This is a genomic window from Leptospira noumeaensis (genome assembly GCF_004770765.1).
Classification (GTDB): domain Bacteria; phylum Spirochaetota; class Leptospiria; order Leptospirales; family Leptospiraceae; genus Leptospira_A; species Leptospira_A noumeaensis.
Map to the genome: position 1 here is coordinate 168,318 of NZ_RQFK01000023.1, position 24,436 is coordinate 192,753.

Consider the following 24,436-nt stretch of genomic DNA (forward strand, 5'->3'; position numbering starts at 1 on the left):
AATTGTTCTCCTTAAGGTCCACATGGAACCTATTTGTTAGACTCAAACTGTAATTGTTTGAGTCGTAGATTACAAGCAAATTAATGCCCGAATTTGTCAGGATTTTCTTTTGAATGATTGAGAAGCTGTATCAATAAAAACAAAACAGCCAGAGAAATGTAAGCAATAGGGAAATCCAAACTTGCAAGTTCAGTGAATCGGTTCAGAATAGCGTTCCCCTGCAATTCATAAGCATGGATCCAACCCACCATGGAAAGTACGGCGGCAATGACTGCCCAAAACGCAGCTTTCAACCATTCTCTTTCTAAAATAAACACAACCATTGCCGACCACACCATCGAGGTGATAAGAAAACCTTGTGACAAGGCAAGAACTCCAGAAAGGGCGTAGGGAAGGAATGGCAAATGAGGGGGAAGGTCTGATAAAGAAAAATGGATCGATTGTTTGGCACCTAATTCTTGTAAAGTGGCCTGTAGTTTCCCATCCAAAAAAATAAATACATTTTGAATGATAAGCACTGCCCAACCAGCAAAGGCTGGCAAAAGACCAACAACAACCGCGGGGGAGTGGTGTTTGGGTATGGCTTGGAAGGCCTGACTTGTGATCACAATTCCAATCCAAAGTACAATGGCCATACCTGCTTCTACCGGGATCAATGCTTGGATGAGACCCATAAGTCCAAACAAACTGACGAGAGTCATAAAAATTCCGGAAAGCACCGAATAACTATGTTTAGCCCCAAGAGCCTTCCAACCTGGATGCCCAATATAAATTGTAGTTGGGAATGGAGATCCAAAGGCAGTTCCAACAAGGGTCCCGAGTCCATTCACAAGGAGCGAAGTTTTTGTATCAAAACTATCACCTGATGCTTCTGCTGATTCAATATTTTGTAAAGAACCTATGACGTTAAAAATTCCCATAGGAAGGATGATTGAAAAGTAGGCTTTGATATTGGCATAAGTTAGAGTTTCTATCAGGGGACTAATCGAAAGTTGTGGGAAATAAATTCCAAGAGTTTGTAATCCATTATCAATGGCTCCTGGTTTGTAAATGGGATCACCCCAAAATGATGATAGGTAGGATAACAAAATTCCGAGTATGACAGAAAGAAACCCCCCCGGAATTCCAAAAGGGAAACGAACCTTCCCAAAGTATTGTAAGAGAATAACACCTAATGGAATAAAGGCGACAATTGGCCTTTCAAAGGTCCTAAGTAAAAAATCCATCGAAATGAAGGTGATGGCAATCCCCGCCAAAGCAGAAAGTAAAGCCGCTCTGGGTGTGTATTTGCGAATTTTTGCAGCTACAAAAGAACCGATCACTTCGATACAACCGGAAACAAAAGATACAAGAAGGCCCGCTTTCCATGCAGCCACATAGTCACCTGTAGCCTGATAGGTGGGGAACATAACAAAAAAAACAAAAGCAAAAAGAGAAACTGTATTGATTCCGTAAGGGATTGCGGTAACGTCTGTTCGGTGAGTTTTTTGGCCTAGTTTCCAGGCTTGCCATGCATAAAAAACATTTCCTACGAGTAAAGAAACAGCTGCACCGGGAAGGACTACAGAAGTAACAAAGAGGAGTGGGAACCCACAAACGCCGATACAGAGTGCAGATAAAACTAAAAGTTGGATGAGGTTGTCCACCATGAGACCAAAAAAACCGTCGAGATCACCCCGAGTGATAGTAAAAAAATTCATTCGTTTCGTTTCCCTCCAAAATCAACTCGTATCACATTTCCATCCCCAGTAACTTCTGGTTTTGTGAGCTTAGGTTTAGGAGTATTTTCTTCAACATTCATTGTTGTTTCCACTTGCAAAAATCTGAGTTGGGTTGCCGAATTTTGAAACTTATCATAAATACGAAACACAGCATCCCAAGGAATCATAGTTGGTTCCCAAGCTGATCCAAATTGTAGTTCCGCAAATAAATAATCTGGTTTACTATCTAAAACTTTTACCGCTTTGTCACCAAACACAAGTACGATGCCCGATTCTTTTTCAGCATTGAGTAATCCACGTTTCCCAATTTCCAACTTTGGATGGGGCATAACATGAATGTAAAACACTCCGAACCGTTCCCAATAGAGATTGAACAAATCCCTTTTAAACTCACGTAATGTTGTGATTTCTTCCTGGGTGAGTTTTTCGCTCATAAATTCCTTTTACCATGTGATGTTTCCCACTCGATGTATTCGTCGTGGACTTTATATTCGGGAATGATATCTTTAAAGGCACCAAAAACCTCTCTATTTTTATTGGCTTTAGCAAGAGAGAACAACCTGTTGAGTTTATTTTGGAAGAGAAGTAGGTTGTAATTTTCCAAAGGTGCCGCGATTCGGATTTTTGGATGGTGTGTTTTTTTGATTCCTTCTTGGTTGAGAAGAAGTTCTTCATACAACTTTTCACCAGGACGAAGTCCAGAAAATTCAATGGCTATGTCTTTGTGAGGAGTGTATCCGGAAAGACGAATCATCTCTTCGGCTAAAGATAGAATTTTGACTGGTTCGCCCATATCCAAAAGGAAAATTTCTCCATGTTCACCCATACTTCCTGCCTGTAACACTAGTTGTGTGGCTTCTGGAATGGTCATAAAGTAACGAATGACTTCTGGATGGGTGACAGTGACAGGTCCACCTCTTTTGATTTGTTCACGGAAACGTGGGATCACACTTCCATTGGATCCAAGAACGTTACCAAATCGTACGGTAATGAATTTAGTTCTTGAATTTTGAGAGATATGTTGCAGATAAATTTCTGCAGCACGTTTGGAAGCACCCATTACGTTCACTGGATTTACAGCTTTATCCGTGGAAATCAAAACAAAACGTTCCACTCCAATCAACCGGCAAACATCTGCTACATTCTTTGTGCCCATCACATTATTGAGTACAGCTTCGGAAGGATTGATTTCCATCATCGGAACATGTTTGTATGCTGCGGAATGGAATACGACAGAAGGGCGGTGTTCTTCAAAAATTGCCGAAATACGGGACAAGTTTTTAACGTCAGCAATGACGGGCCGAATGTCTATGTTTAAGTCGGAGAAATTTTTTCTTAGTTCGTAATCGATTTCGTATAACGGAGTTTCTGCGGCATCTAAAATCACAAGAACACTGGGTTTAAAAAGTGCTACCTGTCTACAAATTTCGGAACCGATCGAACCACCGGCCCCTGTAACAAGGATTACTTTTTTTTCCAAATAGGAACGAATGGATTCAATTTCTAAATCCACAGTGGGTCTTCCCAAAAGGTCTTCCACCTGAACTTCCCTGAGTTGTGTGATATTCGGTTTGCCAGATAAATATTCACCAAAAGTAGGAAGGATTTTAAAATCCACTCCTGCACCTTCACACTCTTTCATGAGTTTACTGACAACTCGCCCATCTGGTTGGGGAACTGTCATAATTACTTTTTTCACGCCGAAACGAGTTAAAATTTTACCAATTTCGTCTGTGGAACCGAGGATGGGAATTCCTTGGATGTATCCACCTTTTTTGGAAATGTTATCATCCAAAAATCCGATTGGCGAATAATCCATGTCCACATTTCGCCTAATCTCCGTTAAGAATGAACTCCCTAGTTTACCTGCACCTACAAGTAGAATCGGAATCCCACCTTTGGATTTGTCGGAACTAAAAATTTGTTCTCTTAACATCCTCCAACTCAAACTTCGCAAACATAAAAACCCAAGTAAGATGAGAGTGTCAAGAATCGGAACCATTCGAGAGAGTTGGTAAAACCGGTTATAAAAAAGAAGCGCCAGAGTCGAAACTAAAGAGGAAAGAACTGTGGCTTTGATGATAGAGAGTAGGTCATGTAAGGATGCGTAAGACCAAAGGGATCTGTAAATCCCTGAGAATAGAAATACCACACTTCGCGAAACTACGACGATAGTGGCGCAGACCCAAAAGTCAGGATAACTATCTAAAAATCGTACATTCTCGAATCGCACAAGATGTGCGAGAAAATAGGACAAAAACATAAAGAGTATGTCGACTGGTAAAACCCAGTATCGTCTAGGTATCGATTTCATATCTGATAAATAAAGGTATTAGGAACAAAATTCCTTGTAAATACAGAATCTTTTCCGAAGAATAGAAAAGAGGAAAAACCTGTTTGAAATCACTTCTTTTCCGCTTAGCGGGAACATTTTCTGCGGAAATCGGCTCAGAACTCTATCTAAAATTGAAGGAGGAAACTCTTTCCCCCTCTCTGTTTTGCCTGGATTTTTTGGAAGTGGAAGAAGTCACAGAAGTTGGTTGGGAGTTCTTAAGAAAGATCACCGAACGTTGTAAAGAAACAGGCTCAAAAGTGGCTGGATTTGGTTGGAAAGACCAGGCTGCCCAAAATCTGCCATTTGGTTTTCAATTTTTCTCAAGTGAGTCTGATTGTATCCATCATTTAGAATCACAAATTGTCAGTGACATTCCTGCCAACGAATTTGCTCCCAAATCAGAAGAAAAAACGGTTCATTGCCCAGAATGCCAATCTTTACTTCGGTGGAAATTGGCCGGGGATTATCTTTGCCCTCAATGTAAGACCAAATTTTTTGTGAACAAAAAGGGTTGGGTGTCCACTTACGAACGTTTGTTGTGATTCAAATATTTGGTCGCAGTGGCTTCCCAAGGTTTATCGGGCCAAGGGTGTCTAGGATATCTCCCTTTTAATTCTTTTTTGACTTCATGATAACCGTGATTCCAAAAACTTTCTAAATCTTTTGTGATTTGTACAGGCCTACGCGCTGGTGAAAGCAAATGGATGAGGATACTCACCTTACCATCGGCGAGTTTTGGTAAAGATTTCAGACCAAATAACTCTTGTAATTTGACATGTAACTCAGGTTCATTTCCCTCATAGTTCAAAGAAATATGAGAACCTGAAGGAACTTGGATGGATTTAGGCGCCTCGGAATCGATTGTATTTTTTTTATCATATCCTACATAGGCTTTGAATGCTTCCAAATAGGGAAGTTTCTCGAGGGAAATTTTACCAGAATCAAAATCGATAAAAGGAAAAAGCCAATCTTTGGAGGTTTGTTTTAAATGATTCATATCGGTATTGGTATCTAAAATACCGTTTCGTTCTAAAAATTGAACTCGGTGATAAAAGTTTTTTAATTCTGGGTCTTTTTTCCATTCTTCTTCCAGGGAAGTTTTTGTTATATATTCGGCAAGCGCCAAACTGAGTACAGTTGGGTTGGGAGATTTTGTTTCTTTAGAATCTAAAACCAATTCACCAAGTGATCTTTCTTCTTTCACAACAAGAAAGGATTCGCCTCTTTGATTGGTTCTTGTTTCGGAAACTACTTTGGTTTGGATTTGGTCTTGGAAAAATTTCTCAATTTGTTTTTCTTCGATTGGTAGAAAATTCGTAATCAAAAGATCCGAACCAAAAGAAAAAGTGTCCAACACTAAAATGAATTCTGGAATTTGAAGGGATGTTGTATTTAGGATTCCTTGTTTTCCATTCGAAAGTTTAAAGTCTTTTCCATTTAAAATTTTGGCTTTGGCAATCCGGTCCGGGAACCCAGAACTGAGATAAAACAACCGATCCCTATCTGGGACAGTGGTTGAAAAATCCGATTTTTCCCTGTAAATTCGTAAAATTTGGTCATATACCGAGCGTAATTCGTACGGAAAATTTTTTGGTTGGGTTTCTTCCGGAAAAAGTTTGCTTTCTGTTCCTGAACTTTCTTTCCCAACTAACGCGACTATATCGGCAATTAGACTTTCTTTGTCTTTTGGCAGAATTGCTAAAATTTTTCCCAGCCGAATGGGAAGAGGGTAACGCAAACATTCCTTTCCTATGTTTGTCAGGTTGGAATTTTGATCCAAACATCCTAAAAGTTGCAACCGGTTGGTACTTCTAATCACCGAACCTTTATTTGGTGGATCTAAAAAAGGTAACTGATCAACCTCTTCCCCCCAGGACTTAACTTCTAGAACCAATCGGTCAATATCACCTTCTAAAATTTCTGGTTTGGTTCTGTCTAAAAAAGAACTTTCTTCCTCTTTGGACCAAAGTCTGTAAACAAATCCTTTGCCTTCGCGTGCGGCTCGACCTGCACGTTGTTTGGCGCTACTCATACTAATCCTATCTTTGATTAGGTGAGAAACCCCCGATTCCGAATCAAAAACCGCATGTTTGTGATATCCTGTATCAAAAACGACTCTGACTCCAGGAATGGTGACAGATGATTCTGCGATATTTGTGGATAGAATGATCTTTTTTTTGTTATGTGGATGTGGTAAAAAAATTTGTTCCTGTTGGTGCAGATCCAAATCGCCGTACAAACTAAGCACAGCAGCATTTGATTGGATGGCATGGATGGATTCCAATCCATATTTTAAATCTTGGATTTCTTTTTTCCCAGATAAAAATACCAAAATATCACCTTCTGTTTGTTCTACGGCTTTGGGAATCAGATCGAGAAGTCTCTCTTTTTGTTTTTTGGAAGAATCTCCCATATGAAAAATTTCTAAGGGATGAGTGCTTGCACTGACTTGGATGGGTTTTGACAGGATGCCAATGGATTCAAAATTTTGTCCTTCTAAAGTGGCACTCATGATGAGAAGTTTTAAATCGTTTCGAAAAACTTCTTGGGTGCGACGTGCGAGAGCAAAACATAGATCAGAATCCAGTTTTCTTTCATGAAATTCATCAAAAACAATCAGTCCATACTCTTTGAGTTCTGGATCTGCTAACAAAATCTTTGTTAAAATTCCATCGGTCACAAACTCGATTTTTGTATCTTTGCTGATTTTAGTATCAAATCGAACCCGGTAACCAATACTGCCTCCCACTTCTTCGTTTAAAGATTGGCTGATTCGTTTGGCGGCATTTTTTGCTGCAATTCGTCTTGGTTCTAATATACAGATTTTTTTCCCTGAAGCGACACCAGCCTTTAGAAGTTCTGTGGGGAGAGCTGTTGTTTTTCCGGTCCCTGGTGGGGCATCCAAAATCGTCACAGGATTTTTTTGAATGGAATCAACAATGGATTGTAAGGCGGTGAGTACGGGAAATGGATCCAAGGATTTTGACACTTTTCTTCTTAAAGAAGAGGGTTGGATCTCTTAAAAAAAAATCAAACAAATTGTAGTTTATTTTCGGAAATCGCAAGAATCGGGTTTTCAGCCCTGGTGAAATCGATTAGGATCTATTTTGTGGATGAAAATCATAAACATTACGAAATCATAAAAAATTCCATCGAATATGTTTTGGAACATTTTGAAGACCAACCTAGTTTGGATTCTCTAGCAGAACGAGTTTCGCTTAGCCCTTTTCATTTCCAAAAGGTATTTCGAACTTGGGCCGGAGTTTCACCAAAAGAATTTTTACAGTTCGTCACAGTTACTCACGCCAAACGATTGTTAAAAGAATCGTCAGTTTTAGACACAACTTATTCTCTTGGACTTTCGGGAACGGGCCGACTTCATGATTTATTTGTCAAATTAGAAGCCATGACTCCAGGTGAATACAAACGAGGAGGGGAAGGACTAGTTTTGCAATACGAAGTATTTCCTTCTCTTTTTGGTGATATCCTTCTTGTTTCCTCAGAACGTGGGATCCAATCCCTTCAGTTTATCGATTCAGGAGAAAAAGGAATTTTAGAAACCAAAAAAGAATTCCCAAGTGCTGTTTGGAAGGAAGGTGGAAATGATGAACACCAAAAACTAAAGGACTACTTCCAAAAATTAACCATTCCCGAAACTCCCATTCCCTTATATGTATATGGAACTGAATTCCAACTCAAAGTATGGAGATCCTTATTAAAAATCCCTTTAGGTACACTTTGTACCTATGGAGACATTGCGACTTCGATTGGACAAACATCAGCACAAAGAGCAGTAGGGACAGCAATTGGTAAAAATCCAATCGCTTACCTCATCCCTTGTCACCGTGTGATCCAAACCTCAGGTTTATTTGGTGGATACAGATGGGATCCGGACCGGAAACGAATGATCATTGCTTGGGAACAGGCTAAAGTGGTTGCACCAAACAATGATTTATTGAATGTAACTAAGTGATTTTTTCTAAATTATCCTAGATGCCTTGTATGAGAAATTAAAAAGAAACCTACAAGTAAAAATGATTGAGCGATTAGATAGGTAACCCATGGAACTTGGAATTCCCATTTAGGGTGTCTGGTTCCATTGATAGTTGTTTCTCCCATCACGGCATCAGAAAGTAAGAAAAATCCTGCTCCAATGGCCAAATAAATCCAAACTCCACCAAACGAAAAATAGGCGTTGATACAAAGAGAAACAAAAAAACAAAGAACAAGTCCATAAATAAAGGCCGAAGCTATCACCCATTTTGACCGATTGGGGTTATAAACTCTAAAATAGAAGATAATGGCTGGAAGGACGAGTAATGCTCCTGTAATCGCGTAAGGCAAAATTCCCGTGTAGATTTCATTCCAACTGGTCAAACGCCAAAACGATAACAAAAAGAAAACTTGTGCAATGGCAAAACTAAAGATTCCCCCGAGAACTGGGTCTTCCATTTGTTTTTTAGCAATAGGGAATTGGAGATTAAACCAATCTCCTAAAAAAGAAAATCCAATGGCATACAAAGGATAAGAAAATCTGGCATGTCCCAATTGAAATAACAACCACGCAAAAAGTAAAATTTGAAAGGAAAAACCCAGATAAATCCCACGCGAGTGTTCGAGTCGTTTGAGAGGATTTGATTCTCCCTGTAATGTATACCAGTGGATACAAAAAGCCGAGATGATGGCGGAAGGAATGGTTGTGAGAATTAAGTAATATACCATAGTTGATTTTAACATGGTTCGAATCAAAACGCAATCCAGAACTTCGGTAAAAGAATCGAAATCAATTTTCGTCTTTATCCTTCTTTTCTGTATTCATTGTATGTATCTGAAACAAAAATATAAAAAAGAACCAGTATTAACACCCGCACCTACATATCTCTCTGATAAAGAAAGTTATTTGGTTTTAAGATTGGTTCATGGTAAGGATCAAACCATTGGGCTTGTGGAGGAAATTCCTGTCACTTTGACTTTTGAAAACTTGTCTGACAGCACCAAACAATCATTAAGAATTCATCCCCTCCCGCTTGCAGAATCAAAAGAACCTTTCTTTTTACCTCTTTCTACAAAAACAAAATACCTAGAAGAAACCTTACTGGTTGGATGTTTGTATTTTTTTCCCATCCCTCATTTTTTTAGAGGGAATCTAAAATTAGAAATTCACCATATGCAAGGGATCACCGATCGTGAGTTTGTTTTTCAAAAAATAGTTCCTTATGATTGGCAAGGGAACCTCACCAAATACTGGGAATACGACCTAGACCATAGCGAATTCACTGACAAAACTATACCTTCCCTCCCAACTTACAGGCATTTGGAGTGCGAAGATGACATTCGTCATCGCAAGGAAATCCCTAAAAATGGTGTGGTGAGCCCTCCCGAAGAGGATTAAATCACTCACTTAAAACTCGTGTTAGGTAAAAATTTCGAACTGTGGTTCCAGATTTTAAAAAAAAATTTCGTCGAACCGGAATTAACGTTCTAAAACGCCGATAAAAACGTTTCTAGCGGTTTTTCTCAGATCAGAGAACCGCTGTACGATTGAAAAAAATCAGAGTCGTTCCACGATGGGTCAAAAATTATGCGTTCTTTACCCATGAATCAAAAACTGAATTTTCTAATATTATTAACACTTTTATCTTTAACAATCATTGGTTGCCCTGGCGGTGGTGGAGGGGGCGGGGGAGCTGCATTTGCTTTGTTAGGTATGGGCGGTGGTGGCGGAGGTGACGTCCCAGCTCCCAAATTAGAAATCGTCTACAATGGCATTAGCAGAGAAAGCGGTGCCACGCTTGATTTAGGATCTGAACCCATTAACACACCAGATGGTAAAACAGGAACGATAACCATCAAAAATACTGGAACTGCTTCGATTACATTACCAGGATCTCCTAATATTGTAGCCCTTTCCGGAACGGATGCTTCACAATTTACAGTGACCCAACCAAGCACCTCGACATTAGCGGCGGGAGCGTCGGTTACATTTACATTAAATTTCAAACCGACTACCACTGGATTAAAAACTGCTACAATTAAAATTCAATCGAGTGATGCTGCTGTTGGTTCTTTCCAAATGAATTTAACAGGAACAGGTGGAGCAGGTGCTTTTCGTCTAGATGTCTCCGTTTCTGCGACTCAAATATCGTCTAATGGAAGTTACGCTATGGGTTCAGTTGAAGAACAATCCGTGGGAACTCCTGTTACGTTTACTGTCCGAAATACCGGAAGTTTTGTAGTAAACTTTGATTCACCAGCAGTTACATCTTCAAACGCAAGATTTGTTCTAAGCCAAGCAAGTTTTACTGGGACACTTGCCATTGGACAGAGTAAAACGTTTACCATTGGATTCTCTCCCTTGGTCGCGGGAGCTGAGGAGTCAAATATTGCGATTCTCTACGATGGTTCGGCAAGTTTCTTATATAAGGTCACTGCGACTGCAACAGTGAAACCTGTGCCTACAATTGCAATATCTCATAACTCTAGCAGTTTTACAACTGGCGGTTCTATTCCCAATTTTGGCGTAGTCTGGCCTCCTGAAGTTGCCGGAGCAAAAACGGTTACTATAACTAATAGTGGAACTGCCACTATGACAGGGATTTCCATCTCTAAATTAGGAACAGATCCTGGTCAATTTTCAGTCAGTGCTTTTTCCGCAGGAACTAGTCTAGCACCAGGAGCCTCAGGAACTTTTACCATTCAATTTGTACCAACTCTACATGGTGAAAAAAACGCAATTGTAAGAGTACAAACTGCAAATGGAAGTAATGGAAGTGCTTCTTCTTCCGATTTGGCTGTTGTGGGAACAGGAAGAACCGGGGTAGATGTTTTAGTCACCTGGTCTGCAACGAATGAAAAAGCAGTCAATGATACTGATGGTGGCTATAATGTATGTTACAGCAAAACCTCAAACTTTACTGCCGTACCCATTGCAAATTCTATTTTTTGTGCCGCTGTGCCAAATGCGGGAGGAAATACTCCGACCTCTAAAACGATTTCTGTTCCATCCTATGGAACATGGTATTTCAAAGTGTATTCATATGGTAAATATAACACAACTGGTGGATTACCTTCAACGCAAGTGTCCGTAGTAGTTCCACAATCTTAATAAGGTATATGATGATGAAAAATAACAAACATTTGATTCCAAAATGTGTATCTCTTGTAGTGGCGGTTTTCGCGATTACAAATATTCTTGTTTCCGAGCCTATCTGGGAACCATACCGGAAAAGTTTAGAAGCGACAGTCGATTCTTCAAATTTGAGCAATCAAAAAAAACCTTTATTTGTTCCTAATGAAATTGTAATTAAATTCAAAAAACAGATTCCGAATTCGGAACTATCCACACAAACCTCTCGTTTGGGTTTCAGACCAGGAATCAAGAATGAAAGGGGACATTTTGTCACAGGTAAAATTATGGATGGCGAGTCCGTTGAAACTGCTGTGGCTCGTGCGAAAAATGATCCAAATGTAGAATATGCTGAGCCAAAATATCTTTATTATAAATATGCCAGCGCACCAAACGATCCAGGATTTGGGAATTTATGGGCCTTAAACAATAATGCGCAAGCGATTCCGTCTCCAAGTTACTCTCCAAGTCAAGGAACCAGTGGTAAAGATATGAATGTGTTAGGTGCTTGGGATGTAACTACCTCTTGTTCCAATACGATCATTGCTGTTCTTGATACAGGTGTGACTTACACCCACGAAGACCTTGTAGGAAATATGTGGAATGGAGCAAGCTGTGTTGACCATGATAACAATGCAATAGGTGGTGGTTGTCCTAATCATGGATGGGACTATGCAGGTTCCGATAATGATCCAAAAGATGAAGATGGTCATGGCACCCACGTTTCTGCAACTATTGGAGCAGTTGGAAATAACAACAAAGGAATTTCAGGAGTCTGCCAAAGTGCTAAGATAATGGCGGTTCGAGTGTTAGGTCTCCAAGGCGGAACTAACGATGCTATTGCACAAGGCATTCGATTTGCTGTTAATAATGGAGCTAAAGTCATTAATATGAGTTTAGGTGGCCCTGCCTTTTCACAAACCATGTTAGATGCCATCGAATACGCTCGTATCAATGATGTATTGATCGTTGCTGCGGCAGGAAATTCAAATTTAAATCTAAATATACTCAATAATGATTCTTACCCTTGCGAATACGATAAGGATAATATACTTTGTATTGCAGCGGTTGATCAAAACTTTAATAGAGCCACTTTCTCTAATTACAATTCCCATAATACTGCTGCAAGTCGTACGGTAGATTTTGGTGCTCCAGGAACAAACATTTACAGCGGGTATGGTAATGAAGTTTCGTACAATGAAAATTCAACTAGTTATGCTGGCTGGCAGATTTCAACAACCACGGGAAGTGCATGGCTTAATACAAGTTGCTTAACCTCTAATTATAAAATGCTTACAAATCCAAACTGTACTTTGCCGAATTATTTATTTAATAATTCGGCTGTATCTGTTTCGAATCTTAGCGCTAACACAAATAGTATAGTATATAGGAATTTTACAATCCCGAGTGGGTCAACAAGAGTTACTCTTTCGCATTATGTTGTGAATTATGGAAATCGCTGGACAAGCAGCATTTGTTACGACTTTATGCAAGTTCGATATTCTTCAAATACTGGTGTTCCCACAACTACATTGCAGTTATATGATAGCAATTATGGCGCAATGAAAACTGATCTATGTAACGATGGGCAATATATTTTTGAGAGCCACCCTGATGATACATTAATTCTAACGAACTGTATTGGCGGCGGTACAAACTGCACTGTAGGATACCGAATGTCAACGGATGGTTCTGGTAATTACCCTGGTGGATTTGTTACTGACGTTTATCTTTCCGCTTGGGCACCTTCAAACACTGCTTATTCAAATCTTAACGGAACATCTATGGCTGCGCCAAATGTCTCTGGAGTGGCAGCACTGATCAGATCTTATAATGGTACAACTTTTACTTACCAAGATGTGATCACAAAGCTTATTGAAGGTGGAGTGGCAGCAACAGATATTAGTACAATCACAAGATATGGAAAAACCATCAATGCTAATGCTTCTATCAAACATCTCAAACAAGTCACTGGAGTTACCGCTGCTTTACAATAAAACTGTTGTTTGCAGCATCCTGGTCGCAGCCTTAACCACAGGCTGCACCTTATTTGGCGAACCAAAACAAAACCAACCAATGAGACCTATTCAGCAAGATAAACCGATGTTTAAAGAAGGCGAATATCTCTTTACAACGGAAGAGGGGGTTACAACGGATGAACTGCGGACTCTATTTGATGAATTTGGAATCATCAAATTGGATTCAATGATTGTTCGAGACAGAAGTTATCATTTGATTCTCAACAATGATCCAGGACTTTCAATCATTGAAAAAAAGGCAAAAAAGTTTGGCAAAATTCGATACATTGAAAGAAACCAAATCATGCATAAATACAACTCAAATCGATAAGTATTTATCGATCATAAATCAGGTAAAAAAACCGAAACTAAAACCTACTCTCATCTGTCTAACGGACAGTGCGTCCCCTTGTAGTTTCTATAATCTTTCCTGTTCTTTTTTTATCTCAATGTTCCAAAACCAGCTCTTCTTACGAAGCTTGCGAGAGAGCCGATTTAGATTATCTGGCTTGTTCTCTTGTGGTGTACCAGTCGTATACTTATTGCGCAGAGTCTGCCTCTGGTGTCTCGGGTTCTTCCGACACAAAAGCAGCAGCCAAATTCCAATGTGACGCCGAACGACTGGTAGGTTCTTATTTATGCGAAGACATCAAGAAAAAAACCTGCGGAACTAAATGAACTTACATATGGCACAAGGTAGCAACTTTAAATTTCGTAGTTCCATAAACCATCATTGTAGTGAAAATCATACCTCATGCGTGTCGAAACTTTCAGATATTGCGTTAGGGTTTCCCCTGATTTTTATTGCATGATAGCAACTTATATTGCCGGACTTGATAGCCAATGTGCTTCTGACGTAAACAAACCTTCTTCTAGCAGTACAAGCACCTACAAAGCACTAGTTGCCGATGGAACCAATCGTATTACTTGTGCATCAGCCAATTGTACCAACAACATTTGGAAACTGGTTTGTGTGGAACAATAAAGATTATTAGAACTTTAAATAGTAAGTTTGGTCTGGAACGTTTCAAAAGAACATACTTACGATGGAATTCTGTGATTCCATTTCGAAAAAAATGTGTAACCCATGTGAGTGATCTAAAGTGTTACCGATGTGCCTTTCTATACAATAAAGCCCCGCTTCTAATGTGACATAAGATCAATTATGGGAAGTAACATATTGCTTCATAATTCATAGTATTCCAAATCAAAATAATTTACCAAGAAACAGCCGCCGGATGGATGCGCCTCGCAAATTGGATCTATGATCGATCATCTTTGCCGAAAAGCGATCCCGCTCTACGCTCCAATCTTTCGCGATGCGAAAGGATTTCCGCTACGATCGGTGGCAAAATGGTATCGGATGATACGCATCTTTTAAATCATTTTATCATCCGATACTTTATCTTTGAAGGGAACTTTCGCCCATTTCCAATGAATTCATCAATAGAAAATGGATTCAATTTCCCTTACCAGTTTTTACAACCTAACAATTAAATACAAGTGATGGTAGATGTACCGATTTGGCAGTTTACCGATTGTTTTTCAATGCTAAAAGAAAATGAAGAAGAACAAATAGATATGCTATTATTACTAGTGTATGCCCTGACAGAATACTGTGTATTTGAGGGAAACCCAGGTAGATAAGTGTTTCGAAGCCCAGTACTACTGAATTGGGTAGTGGATGCTGCCGTTCCTTCACAATTAGCAGCAGTATATACTGCGACTGTATAATTCGTTGCATTACTCAGTGCTCCTGTTGAAGCAGCAATGTTAATATTACCTTTCACAGTAGAATTTACTAGCAGATAAGAACAAACAACATCTTCAGCGCATGCAGTTTCTTTTTTTCTCACAATTTAGAAACAAAACTAACGCACCTACGACAAACAAAACTTTAATTATTTTCATATAACCCTTAAACTATTTAAATTTGATTGCTTCAAAATCTACACGCAGTCTAACTCGGCAAAGATATAATCAGCAAACTTTGATTATCTTAATATTATGATATTTGTATAGCCAATGAAATTAAAAATTTAGCTTCACAAATATTGTGCACTTTTTAAATGTTTTTTATAAAAAATAAATGAAGATGCAATAATTGAAATGTAGCGCTTGTTATTACTTTATAAATTTATAATATTTTTTCCTGCTGTTTGCAATAAAAATGGTAATTACTCATTCTGCTTGTGACCAACAATCGGCTGTTACCTTCTCGGCTTGGGTTTATACTATCCCAGATTTAGTTGGGGCTTGGCTTATCTGCCAATGAGTTACTTTGGTTCGGTGGTCTTCAAAAAGAAAGTTTAGAATTTACAAGTGGATTGAGAGAAGAATCCAGGTGCAAAACACGAACAAATGGGAAGAAAAAATGCGGGATCCGGAGACTGGGTTGAAAGATTGGGAAAATTCTGTTAGGTGTGGTTTTGGGAAAGAAAGCCCACAAGGCCCACCTCCACCACCCAATCAGGGCGGGGGCTCATTCGGGGGCAATGCGACATAGTTAAATTATGCTTATTTCTTTCCGCTATCGGCAACTCGCTTTTGGATCACTTCGTTTAGCACTTCGACAAGTTCTTGGAATTCGTCACCTTTCCGAATGCGAATGGTTTCAATGGGTTCGCCAGATGCCATCCTTTGTAAGGAACGTTTGATACTGAAAACAGGGCCTGCCATTTTATGAGATTTAAAAACAGAAAACACTGTTATCAAAAGTAAATACAATACGGAAAGTGTGACCACTGCATCAAATTGAATGGTATACATATTCAATTGGTGGTCATAGTTAGGAAGGTAAATTTCGCGAGGTACAAATTTCTCTTTTGCTTCGCCAGGTGCTGCATCTTCATTTTCCACTTTCCAAAACACAGTTTGTGCATCTTGGCGGAGTCGAAATACAGCGCCACCATCGTATTTAGATTGGTTCAACCAATAAAGAAAACCTAAAGTCACTAGAACTCCAGAGATAAACAAAAGAGAATAATGGGCTAAAAATTTTAACTGGAATTCTTTATCGATGAGATAGTGAAATCGGAAGGTCTTTTTATGATTTTGCGGCATAGTATCCTTTAAGGTACCCAAAGGCGGGCTTCGGGTAGAGCCTCTCAGAAAAAGACAAAATTGTCAAAAACTTATAAAAATTAACGGATTTTTTCTGTTTCTAATATCTTTTGGATCGGGATTTCGATAAGCCCTTCCAATCCTTGGAAGTGGAGATGTGTCTCTGATTGTCCAAGGATCACTCCTCGGTATTCGGTTCCATCTTCCAATCGTACAAGTTCTAATCTTGCATGTTCTTCGTACAATTTGGACTCACGAGCAAGAACAGTTTGTGTTTGAAAGGCTTTGAGTTCCTTTTCCTCTTTCAAATTTACCGGTGAGGCAGTGGCTGCCACCGGCTCCCCTAGTTTGACAACCGTTTGTTGTTTTGCAGATAGGACTAAGTCTCCTACGGCAACCGAACCTTCTCGCACAGCAACCACCTCAGTGGTGCCATCAAATTGAACACTAAAGACTGTTCCTCTAACTTGCGTAAGATGTTCGCCAGCTTGGACAACAAATTGGCTGTCCTTCGATAGTTTCGAAACAGAGGCAAATAACTTCCCCTTTTTAACCGAAAACTTTTGTGATTGGGCTTCATTTGTTTTTTCGATTAAGTCCATAACCACTTCTGAATTCGGTGTGATTCGCATCCAGGATCCTGTTTCAAAATCCAAATCAATCTGTGCAGATCCTTCGGTGATGACAACATCACCCGAGGCCAATTGATAACTTTTGACGAGTGGAACTGGATGGGAACTTCCTTGGGGAAGGACAGAAACCTTCCCTTTAACCGACGAAACGATAACTTTTAAAGGAGAGCTAATTTCCTTCGAAGATTTAGCGGCAGATACAATTGCTAGATCGGATCCATTTGTTTGTGAGGAATTTGGATTTAGTAAAAAAACAAAAAATAGTGTAGCCGCAAGCGAGAGAACCGATCCCCCCACAATAGCAAGGCCCAAAGGTTTACGGAAAAAAGAAACTACATTGGAATTGGAAACTGACTTAGGATTGTATTCGAATTGGATATTTCGTTTGGAGACAACTTCCCAAGAGGGAAATTCTCTGGACTCAGTCACCTTGGATGGTTTCCGTAAGAGTTCTTCCCATTTAGCGATTGTATGTTGCTTATCAAATTCGTTCATAGATTTAATCCGGTACCAGATTCTCTCTCTTAGCAATGGCTAACACCTTCTCGGTGGCCCTAATGACCAAACGAGATGCCGTAGAAACCGAAACACCCAGAACTTCAGCGATTTGCACCAGCTGAAATCCTTCCACATTTTTCAGTAACAAAGCAGAACGTTCCTCTTCCGACAACTCCACCAGAAAAGAATAGAGCCTGTCTTCTAAGTCCTGATATTCTGCTTTAGTTTCCAATTTGGGATTGTGACTATGAAATTCGATTTCATCAGAAACAATCTCTCTTGTGGTAGAAAACTTTTTAGCATAATTAATCGACAAATTGCGAGCAATCGTATATAAAACCATGACGGACTTCTCTTCCGAGAGACCGGCATTGCCGTAGTGCTTATGGAAACTTAAGAAGCTGTCTTGCATCAAATCCATCGCCGTGTCCGCATTTTGAGTGTACTTGTAGAGGAAGTCATAAATACGTTTATGACTTCTTTCATAAATTTGACTCATAGAGACAGCTTTGTCTGACACAATCTTGTATGTGTTGGTAAAACCGAGTCTCTGACAAGTAAAATCCCGTTCTTCTCTATAAAAGTAAACAACCGGGATAGGTCAGATTCTCATGGAAACCAAGATTATTTTTCTCTTAAAAGGGCATCATTCGCGGCATTTTTATAAGCCCCAATCATGGTAGGGTAATTAAAAATGTGTTCGGTAAAGTACTCAATGGGTGCCTTGAGATTTACCACACATTGTCCAAGGGCAATGAGTTCCGTTGCCTTGTCAGAAATGATATGAACTCCCAAAACACGTCTGGATTGTTTATCAAAAAGGATTTTTAAAAGACCTACTTGGTCCCCGCTGATTTGAGCCCGAGTGATGGTATCAAACTTTGCCATACCCACTCCATAAGAAACCCCTCGAGCTTTGAGTGCTTCTTCTGTTGGTCCTATGGTTGCGATTTCCGGTAATGTATAAATTCCAATTGGAAATTCTTCAGCATCAACTGGAACAGAAGGATGACCAAACATATGCTTTGCGACATAGGCACCTTGGTACATAGACACGGACGCCAAACTAGGAAATCCAATCACGTCACCACAAGCATAAATATTGGAAACATTGGTTTGGTAGTTTTCGTTCACTAAGATTTGTTTTCTATCATTGGGAATGATCCCAACAGATTCTAAGCCTAAATTGTCAACATTCCCCAATCGACCCCGAGAGATTAGAACTTGGTGGACACGTACCACCTCACCTTTGTTAGTTGTGAGTTCATACCCATCTTCATTGGGAAGTTTTTTATAATTTGTAATCGAAGAATCAACATGGATGGATATCCCTGATTGTTGCATGATCCGAGTCATTTCATTGGATACGTCTTCATCCAAAAATCCAAGAATCCGGCTCTGAGAATCAAAGAGATGAACTTGCACTCCAATATGAGAAAAAATAGTAGCATACTCAGAACCAATGATCCCTGCTCCCACAACAGCGAGAGAGGTAGGCATCTTTTTCATGGTAAAGAGCCCATCACTATCATAAACTAGTCCATCTTCAAAAGGAATGTTTTCGTTTGCGGGTCGACGAGGGCTACTTCCTGTGGCGATTAAGATATTTTCTGTTTCGTAGACTTTTTTTCTTCCCGCAGAATCTGTGACTTCTACGTGGTGAGGATCAATGATTTGTCCCCAACCCGTGAGTGTGGTGACTCTATTTTCAATCATCTGTTCACGAGTGACATCTTCTTCTTTTTCAATCACAGTGTCTGCGCGAAACATAAGCTCTTGCAAGGTGAGTGTTGCCGTTTGTGGAGATTGGAGTCCATGCAGTTTGGACAATTTTAAATTCCGATAAAACCGGCTCGTTTCCTGTAAGGATTTGGAAGGGATGGTCCCATAGTGGACACAACCACCACCCAAGTATGGGTCTTTTTCAATGATGGCTGCTTTTTTTCCCATTTTGCTTGCTTGGATAGCAGCTTTTTGTGCGGCAGGACCGCCCCCGATGGCGAGTAAATCAAAACGATTGATGGACATTTGCTACAAAAACCATACCGATACATAGGAAAATAGCAAGCAAAATTGAAAGAACCATACACGACTCTCGTCTTAATTCCTTTTCGCCTAACAAAGCACAAAATGAAATACAAAAAACCTTGCTTTGCAAACTCCTAGTTCCAAGTTTCATCCATCCCTATGGAATTTTTGAAAATGATCCGAACTGGACTTACTTTAGTCTGGAAAATTCTTTCCGAAGGAATTAGAGCCAAACTTGCTTGGTTTACAGGCACCCTAATCGCCTTAACCATCCTCTTGCTTTCTATCATTACCGTTCGCCAACAAACGGCCATCCTATCTGAAAGTTATGAAAAACAAGCAGCCGTTTCCAAAAATTTCATCGCAAGTTTGGTTATGGAGATTGAGAATATATCGCAAAACTTAATCCGAATTGAAGAATTTAAATCAAGGATCGAAAGGCAACGTGTTGAACTAAAAAAATATAGAACTGCCAAAGTAGTCACACAGAAAAAAACTGTTTCTGTTTTTGGATTCCAAACCAATTTATTCGGATCTCTAGGAACATCCAAAGTAGTAAAAAAAGTAGATTCGTTTTTTTCCGTTTATCTCACAAAAGATGATGTAGATGTATTAGAAAAAGAAATTCGCCAACAACTCCGGGAAGCATCCAACCGAAATATCAGTGAAAGAGAATGGAATACACTCGTTCACCTTGCCTCTTCTTATGTTCGGAACGAAGAAAAATATTTAGAAGCCCAAAAACAAACTCCTCCGGAAGACCCAGAAGAAAAAACCAAATGGGACACCAATGTTAAAAATTTAAAAAAAGAAATTCGAAATCATAAATCACAATTGGATCTTTTCATTGCTAAGTTCTATGCGGATTCAAAAAAAAGAAAACTGGAAGAACTGGGTCTTGATACACAACTCTTCCGAATCCAAACCTTCCCCCTTTCGGCAATGATCCAAGGAGAAACCTCTCTTGCTTCCTTTGATACACAAATCATAGACAATACTTCCCCTTTAGCAAAAATTGATCAGTTTGATCAGATGGAAGAAAGTCTCGTGGAATCTTTCCAACGTCTTTCGGATGATATTTCCTCTTTAGATGAAAATGAAAAACAATACGTTTACGAATGGCAAGATAGAGAAATCCAAGCACTCCACTCTCCCCTTTTCCGCCATCAGAATTCTACAAAAAGAGCATTTAACCTAAGTAGCGTTAAATCTAGTTTAGGAGATTATAGAGAGGTCATTAAGGAAGATTTTCGGATCACAAATGAACTAAACCTACTCATCCCAAAACTACGAGAACGGATTCAAACTTTAAAAAATGCCAAACCGCCAATCCCACCGGCAAAGGACAAACTGTTCACTAGTTTTTATAAATCTTATAACGAACTCATTGATGAGAGAGATAAAATTTTTGATGAAGTAACCACAAACTATCCAATTGCGGCCGAAAACTGGGAAAAAATTGAGGCTTTACGAAGTTTGCGAGATGTAACTTTAGAAGATTGGATTTTGATGAAATTCAAAACAGATCCCACCGAATACGAACGTTATTACCAAGATCCAGATGCCAGAGAAACCCAAAGAAATCGTTGGCGGGCCATTCGTAAATGGATAAGTTCTGCCGAACAAGAAACTCCTACAAAAGAATTAAAAAAACTTTTCCCCGATGGAAGTTTTGGTCATTCTCGAAGCGAATCCGAAGAGATCATGTGGAAGTTAGACGGAACTCATCTTTTGGAATCAGAGAATGTTCCGAACTTAGTTTTACGTGATAACTTTTCTGGACTGATTCGTACTCTAGTCGATAGAACGGACGGGATTCGGGCGATCAAAGACAATCGAAATCAAATTGTATTTACTGCCATTACGATCTGTCTTGTGGCAATTGTATTTGCGATTTTTATCTCTGGTGTGGTGGTTCAAAAAATTCGTAAGATCATTCGGAGTGCCGAAGATGTGGGCCAAGGAAATCTCCATGTTCATTTTGATGATGGTGGTAATGATGAATTTGGAAATCTCACGGTAGCACTCAACCAGATGGTGTCGGGATTAAAAGATCGTGAAAAAATGCGCGGTGTTCTTGGAAGTATGGTGGACCCTGTGGTGGTGGGAGAAGCTCTTAAAGATTTAGAAAAACTAAAACAAGGAAGCGAAAAGGTCATCACTGCTTTTTTTTCCGATATCGCAGGTTTTAGTGCCATCTCCGAGAAATTAAATTCAAAAGAACTCGCAAATTTATTAAACGAATACCTATCAGCCATGACCATCATCCTCAAACACCATGATGGTGTTTTGGATAAATACATTGGAGATGCGATTGTCGGCGTTTTTAATGCCCCACTCGATGTAGAAAACCACTGTTTAAAAGCAGTTTCTGCAAGTGTAGAAATGCGAGATAAACTAGAAGTTTTAAAAAAAGAATGGAAAGAAGAAAATAAATACATTCCAGAAGCGCATACGATGAAGTTCCGAATAGGGCTTAATATGGGTTATGCGAAAGTGGGATTTATGGGAACCGATGCATTGGCATCATACACCATGATGGGTGATACTGTCAACTTGGCCGCAAGACTCGAAGCCGCTGGAAAAGATTATGGAGTTTGTATTTTGGTTTCTGAGTTTGTTCAGGATGAAATCAAAGATCATTTTTTCACAAGGAAACTAGACATTGTGCGAGTGAAAGGAAAAACAAAACCAGTCACTCTTTACGAAGTTCGTGCGAAAAAAGGAGAAGAAACAGAAGAAGACCATCAATTTGTGGAAGCCTATGAATCCGCCCTTTTTTCGTATTTGAACCGCAAGTTTGAGGAAGCGGGTAAAAAATTCTACACTCTTCTCACCACAAACGGTGATGAAGCCTGCAAACTCCTTTGGGAAAGATGCCAGTACTACCTCGAAACGCCACCAGATCCGGACTGGGATGGGGCCTTTACCAGGACGAAAAAGTAGGAAATCTGTGAAATATTTCAATAAAATGGAAATTTCATCCAATAAAGTATAACAAATTCTTGCCTTTTTGGACAAGATTTTTAGGATTGGAATAACTGATCTTACAGGAGACAAACCATGGCACTACGTTTAGGCGACGAAGCACCGAATTTCCAAGCGGAAACCTCTGAAGGCAAAATTGACTTTCATGAATTTTTAGGACAAGGATGGGGGATTCTATTTTCTCACCCGAAAGACTACACTCCAGTTTGTACAACAGAACTCGGATATGTAGCAAAAATCAAACCAGAGTTCGAAAAACGAAATGTGAAAGTGATCGCACTTTCTGTTGACCCTGTGGACAGCCATAAAGGTTGGATCTCTGATATCAACGAAACACAAGGAACAACTGTCAATTATCCAATCATTGCAGATGCGGATCGTAAGGTATCAAATCTTTATGATATGATCCACCCGAACGCAAGTGAAACCACTACTGTTCGTTCTGTATTTGTTGTCGGACCTGACAAAAAAGTGAAGTTAACTCTTACTTACCCTGCGTCCACTGGAAGAAACTTTGACGAACTTTTACGTGTGATTGATTCTTTACAACTCACTTCTCAGTTTAGCGTTGCTACTCCTGCGAACTGGAAAGACGGCGAAGATACAATCATCGTTCCTTCTGTTTCTGATGAAGATGCTAAGAAAAAATTCCCTAAGGGATTTAAAACCATCAAACCTTATTTACGTTACACTCCACAACCGAATAAGTAATTTTTAAACTTGGCGGGTTCTCGCACCCGCCTATTTTATACTTATGAATATCAAACTGAGTCGAATTGAATCTCCTTATGTTTTAGAAGCAACCAACGAATCTGGTAATTCCATTCGTATCGATGCCTCCCCTGAAATTGGTGGAAAAAATTCTGGTCCGAGACCCATGGAACTTTTGATTATGGGACTTGCTGGATGCAGTAGCATTGATGTTCTAATGATTTTAGCTAAACATAGAATCGAAGTGAAAGACTATTCTGTAGAAGTAGATGCCGATAGAGAAAAAGTAGAAGAAGCCAATCTTTTTAAAAACATCCATTTGAAATTCAAAGTCGCTGGTGATTTTAAAGAAGAACAAGTAAAACGTGCGATTGATCTAAGTTTAGAAAAATATTGTTCTGTTGCCAAAACACTTGAAAAAACTGCAAAAATCACTTACGAATTTGAGTTAGTTTAATCATTCGCAAATGAAAGAAAAAACATTTGCCCGTTCTATTTTAAAATCACCAAAGTAGGAAAAATCAAACTTCCCTACTTTGTATCAATTTTCTATTTTAATTCGTTTAAGTCCCAGCTGTATTCATTATACACAATTTTTGCATCTGGTTTGATAGTTTCATCAAACCCATCTTGCAAAAACTGAATGAGAGTGGTTTTTTTGGTAAAATCTGTTTGGAACCAATTAAAAATTTTACTTAAGTACAAAGTGTTCGTTGTTTTATCGTAAGAATTCTTTTTTGGATTTTTTAAGAATCCGAGTTTGGCGGATTGGAGTTGTTTTTCTAAATTAACAGCTGTGTATGCTTCCGAAGCCAAGTTAGGACATCCAATCGAAGCACAAACAATCGCAAAATGGATTCTTGGTTCATTAAAATCCTTTCTTAACTTTTCATGTTCAATCCAATCAAGATGTCTGGATTTTCCAAGTAGTGTATAAAATTCTTTTTTCCAAGGGATGCCCCGGGCTAAATTAATTTTAGAAAATGGAGATCCAATTTCCGTAATACTCTCAATTGGATAATGATCCAAAATGAGTTTTACTGTGAAGGCATTGTAAGCGTTGATTAAAAAACTAATTTTTTCTTTTTCGTTAAAACCTTGGTATTGAGCCTCAGTCACCTTCGAAAGAGATTCTAAATATAGTTTGAAGGAACCTTCTTCCGACTGAATCCCTTTGTAAGAAACGAGTCCGTTTTTTACATTTTTTTTAAGAATCGAGTCCCAAATACTATGTTTATGATCGAATCCTTGGGCAGAAGCCCCTTGCCATAAACCAACACAAAGGAAAACAAGAAAAAACTGTTTCATCACAACCA

At 39.2% G+C, this 24,436-nt stretch carries 21 protein-coding genes; 11 read left to right on the forward strand and 10 right to left on the reverse strand.

Annotated elements, in window-relative coordinates; translation table 11 throughout:
* Positions 1-80: 80 nt before the first annotated feature.
* From EHQ24_RS07580 to EHQ24_RS07590, 3 genes are read right to left on the reverse strand one after another with little or no spacing between them, the layout of a single operon-like run.
* Positions 81-1,700, reverse strand: a complete 1,620-nt coding sequence (locus tag EHQ24_RS07580; RefSeq protein ID WP_135601067.1) for an NCS2 family permease — start codon at positions 1,698-1,700, stop codon at positions 81-83.
* Positions 1,697-2,155 (reverse strand): ClpXP protease specificity-enhancing factor SspB, encoded by a 459-nt coding sequence (locus tag EHQ24_RS07585; protein ID WP_135601068.1) that lies wholly within the window; start codon positions 2,153-2,155, stop codon positions 1,697-1,699. Before EHQ24_RS07585 ends, EHQ24_RS07580 begins: the two co-directional genes overlap by 4 nt.
* A complete protein-coding gene (locus EHQ24_RS07590; RefSeq protein WP_208725730.1) occupies positions 2,152-4,035 on the reverse strand; it encodes a polysaccharide biosynthesis protein in 1,884 nt (627 codons plus the stop codon). The genes EHQ24_RS07585 and EHQ24_RS07590 overlap by 4 nt, the downstream gene beginning before the upstream one ends.
* Before the next feature lie 83 nt (positions 4,036-4,118).
* Between EHQ24_RS07590 and EHQ24_RS07595 the strand changes: the two genes are divergently transcribed.
* On the forward strand, positions 4,119-4,598 hold the full coding sequence (locus EHQ24_RS07595) for a hypothetical protein (RefSeq protein ID WP_135601069.1): 480 nt from the start codon (positions 4,119-4,121) through the stop codon (positions 4,596-4,598).
* Here EHQ24_RS07595 and hrpB read toward each other — a convergent pair.
* Positions 4,580-7,045: an ATP-dependent helicase HrpB gene (gene hrpB / locus EHQ24_RS07600; protein WP_135601070.1), complete on the reverse strand. Its 2,466-nt coding sequence runs from the start codon at positions 7,043-7,045 to the stop codon at positions 4,580-4,582. The genes EHQ24_RS07595 and hrpB overlap by 19 nt on opposite strands.
* A gap of 120 nt (positions 7,046-7,165) precedes the next feature.
* On the opposite strand from hrpB, the gene EHQ24_RS07605 reads away from it, so the two are divergent.
* The gene (locus EHQ24_RS07605; protein ID WP_208725739.1) at positions 7,166-8,029 is read left to right on the forward strand and encodes a methylated-DNA--[protein]-cysteine S-methyltransferase; all 864 of its coding nucleotides are present in this window, start codon (positions 7,166-7,168) and stop codon (positions 8,027-8,029) included.
* A gap of 11 nt (positions 8,030-8,040) precedes the next feature.
* Here the strand turns inward: EHQ24_RS07605 and EHQ24_RS07610 are convergent, their stop codons facing one another.
* Complete coding sequence (locus tag EHQ24_RS07610; RefSeq protein WP_135601072.1) at positions 8,041-8,793, reverse strand: lysoplasmalogenase family protein; 753 nt, start codon at positions 8,791-8,793, stop codon at positions 8,041-8,043.
* Here EHQ24_RS07610 and EHQ24_RS07615 point away from each other — a divergent pair.
* From EHQ24_RS07615 to EHQ24_RS07640, 6 genes are all read left to right on the forward strand, one after another.
* Positions 8,792-9,448, forward strand: a complete 657-nt coding sequence (locus EHQ24_RS07615; protein WP_244310333.1) for a hypothetical protein — start codon at positions 8,792-8,794, stop codon at positions 9,446-9,448. The genes EHQ24_RS07610 and EHQ24_RS07615 overlap by 2 nt on opposite strands.
* 189 nt (positions 9,449-9,637) lie before the next feature.
* Positions 9,638-11,161 carry a choice-of-anchor D domain-containing protein gene (locus EHQ24_RS07620; RefSeq protein ID WP_244310334.1) on the forward strand — a complete coding sequence of 508 codons (1,524 nt, stop codon included), beginning with the start codon at positions 9,638-9,640 and terminating at the stop codon, positions 11,159-11,161.
* Between the two features lie 14 nt (positions 11,162-11,175).
* Positions 11,176-13,179, forward strand: coding sequence for a S8 family serine peptidase (locus EHQ24_RS07625; protein ID WP_135601073.1), 2,004 nt, complete (start codon positions 11,176-11,178; stop codon positions 13,177-13,179).
* 79 nt (positions 13,180-13,258) lie between these two features.
* The gene (locus EHQ24_RS07630; RefSeq protein ID WP_244310335.1) at positions 13,259-13,531 is read left to right on the forward strand and encodes a hypothetical protein; all 273 of its coding nucleotides are present in this window, start codon (positions 13,259-13,261) and stop codon (positions 13,529-13,531) included.
* A gap of 68 nt (positions 13,532-13,599) precedes the next feature.
* On the forward strand, positions 13,600-13,878 hold the full coding sequence (locus tag EHQ24_RS07635; protein ID WP_135601074.1) for a hypothetical protein: 279 nt from the start codon (positions 13,600-13,602) through the stop codon (positions 13,876-13,878).
* Between the two features lie 130 nt (positions 13,879-14,008).
* Positions 14,009-14,185, forward strand: coding sequence for a DUF1554 domain-containing protein (locus EHQ24_RS07640; protein WP_244310336.1), 177 nt, complete (start codon positions 14,009-14,011; stop codon positions 14,183-14,185).
* Between the two features lie 1,532 nt (positions 14,186-15,717).
* Here the strand turns inward: EHQ24_RS07640 and EHQ24_RS07645 are convergent.
* From EHQ24_RS07645 to sthA, 4 genes are all read right to left on the reverse strand, one after another.
* On the reverse strand, positions 15,718-16,263 hold the full coding sequence (locus EHQ24_RS07645) for a hypothetical protein (protein WP_135601076.1): 546 nt from the start codon (positions 16,261-16,263) through the stop codon (positions 15,718-15,720).
* Positions 16,264-16,343: 80 nt separating this feature from the next.
* On the reverse strand, positions 16,344-17,390 hold the full coding sequence (locus EHQ24_RS07650) for a FecR domain-containing protein (RefSeq protein WP_135601077.1): 1,047 nt from the start codon (positions 17,388-17,390) through the stop codon (positions 16,344-16,346).
* Positions 17,391-17,394: 4 nt separating this feature from the next.
* Positions 17,395-17,892, reverse strand: coding sequence for an RNA polymerase sigma factor (locus EHQ24_RS07655; RefSeq protein WP_135601078.1), 498 nt, complete (start codon positions 17,890-17,892; stop codon positions 17,395-17,397).
* A 125-nt stretch (positions 17,893-18,017) separates the two neighbouring features.
* Positions 18,018-19,421 (reverse strand): Si-specific NAD(P)(+) transhydrogenase, encoded by a 1,404-nt coding sequence (sthA, locus tag EHQ24_RS07660; RefSeq protein WP_135601079.1) that lies wholly within the window; start codon positions 19,419-19,421, stop codon positions 18,018-18,020.
* 174 nt (positions 19,422-19,595) lie between these two features.
* On the opposite strand from sthA, the gene EHQ24_RS07665 reads away from it, so the two are divergent.
* The 3 genes from EHQ24_RS07665 (at position 19,596) to EHQ24_RS07675 (ending at position 23,577) form a co-directional block, all read left to right on the forward strand.
* A complete protein-coding gene (locus tag EHQ24_RS07665; protein ID WP_135601080.1) occupies positions 19,596-22,367 on the forward strand; it encodes an adenylate/guanylate cyclase domain-containing protein in 2,772 nt (923 codons plus the stop codon).
* A gap of 117 nt (positions 22,368-22,484) precedes the next feature.
* On the forward strand, positions 22,485-23,120 hold the full coding sequence (locus EHQ24_RS07670) for a peroxiredoxin (RefSeq protein ID WP_135601081.1): 636 nt from the start codon (positions 22,485-22,487) through the stop codon (positions 23,118-23,120).
* A gap of 43 nt (positions 23,121-23,163) precedes the next feature.
* Entirely contained in the window at positions 23,164-23,577 is a 414-nt protein-coding gene (locus EHQ24_RS07675) for an OsmC family protein (protein WP_135601082.1), read from the forward strand.
* Positions 23,578-23,669: 92 nt separating this feature from the next.
* Here EHQ24_RS07675 and EHQ24_RS07680 read toward each other — a convergent pair whose 3' ends face one another.
* The gene (locus EHQ24_RS07680; protein ID WP_135601083.1) at positions 23,670-24,428 is read right to left on the reverse strand and encodes a DUF547 domain-containing protein; all 759 of its coding nucleotides are present in this window, start codon (positions 24,426-24,428) and stop codon (positions 23,670-23,672) included.
* Positions 24,429-24,436: the final 8 nt, after the last annotated feature.

Bases quoted from the DNA above. Each gene is read 5' to 3' on its own strand.
- EHQ24_RS07580 (WP_135601067.1), bottom strand. From the start codon at position 1,700: ATGAATTTTTTTACTATCACTCGGGGTGATCTCGACGGTTTTTTTGGT.
- EHQ24_RS07585 (WP_135601068.1), bottom strand. From the start codon at position 2,155: ATGAGCGAAAAACTCACCCAGGAAGAAATCACAACATTACGTGAGTTT.
- EHQ24_RS07590 (WP_208725730.1), bottom strand. From the start codon at position 4,035: ATGAAATCGATACCTAGACGATACTGGGTTTTACCAGTCGACATACTC.
- EHQ24_RS07615 (WP_244310333.1), top strand. From the start codon at position 8,792: ATGGTTCGAATCAAAACGCAATCCAGAACTTCGGTAAAAGAATCGAAA.
- EHQ24_RS07610 (WP_135601072.1), bottom strand. From the start codon at position 8,793: ATGTTAAAATCAACTATGGTATATTACTTAATTCTCACAACCATTCCT.
- EHQ24_RS07620 (WP_244310334.1), top strand. From the start codon at position 9,638: ATGCGTTCTTTACCCATGAATCAAAAACTGAATTTTCTAATATTATTA.
- EHQ24_RS07625 (WP_135601073.1), top strand. From the start codon at position 11,176: ATGAAAAATAACAAACATTTGATTCCAAAATGTGTATCTCTTGTAGTG.
- EHQ24_RS07630 (WP_244310335.1), top strand. From the start codon at position 13,259: ATGAGACCTATTCAGCAAGATAAACCGATGTTTAAAGAAGGCGAATAT.
- EHQ24_RS07640 (WP_244310336.1), top strand. From the start codon at position 14,009: ATGATAGCAACTTATATTGCCGGACTTGATAGCCAATGTGCTTCTGAC.
- EHQ24_RS07645 (WP_135601076.1), bottom strand. From the start codon at position 16,263: ATGCCGCAAAATCATAAAAAGACCTTCCGATTTCACTATCTCATCGAT.
- EHQ24_RS07650 (WP_135601077.1), bottom strand. From the start codon at position 17,390: ATGAACGAATTTGATAAGCAACATACAATCGCTAAATGGGAAGAACTC.
- EHQ24_RS07655 (WP_135601078.1), bottom strand. From the start codon at position 17,892: ATGAGTCAAATTTATGAAAGAAGTCATAAACGTATTTATGACTTCCTC.
- sthA (WP_135601079.1), bottom strand. From the start codon at position 19,421: ATGTCCATCAATCGTTTTGATTTACTCGCCATCGGGGGCGGTCCTGCC.
- EHQ24_RS07665 (WP_135601080.1), top strand. From the start codon at position 19,596: ATGATCCGAACTGGACTTACTTTAGTCTGGAAAATTCTTTCCGAAGGA.
- EHQ24_RS07670 (WP_135601081.1), top strand. From the start codon at position 22,485: ATGGCACTACGTTTAGGCGACGAAGCACCGAATTTCCAAGCGGAAACC.
- EHQ24_RS07675 (WP_135601082.1), top strand. From the start codon at position 23,164: ATGAATATCAAACTGAGTCGAATTGAATCTCCTTATGTTTTAGAAGCA.
- EHQ24_RS07680 (WP_135601083.1), bottom strand. From the start codon at position 24,428: ATGAAACAGTTTTTTCTTGTTTTCCTTTGTGTTGGTTTATGGCAAGGG.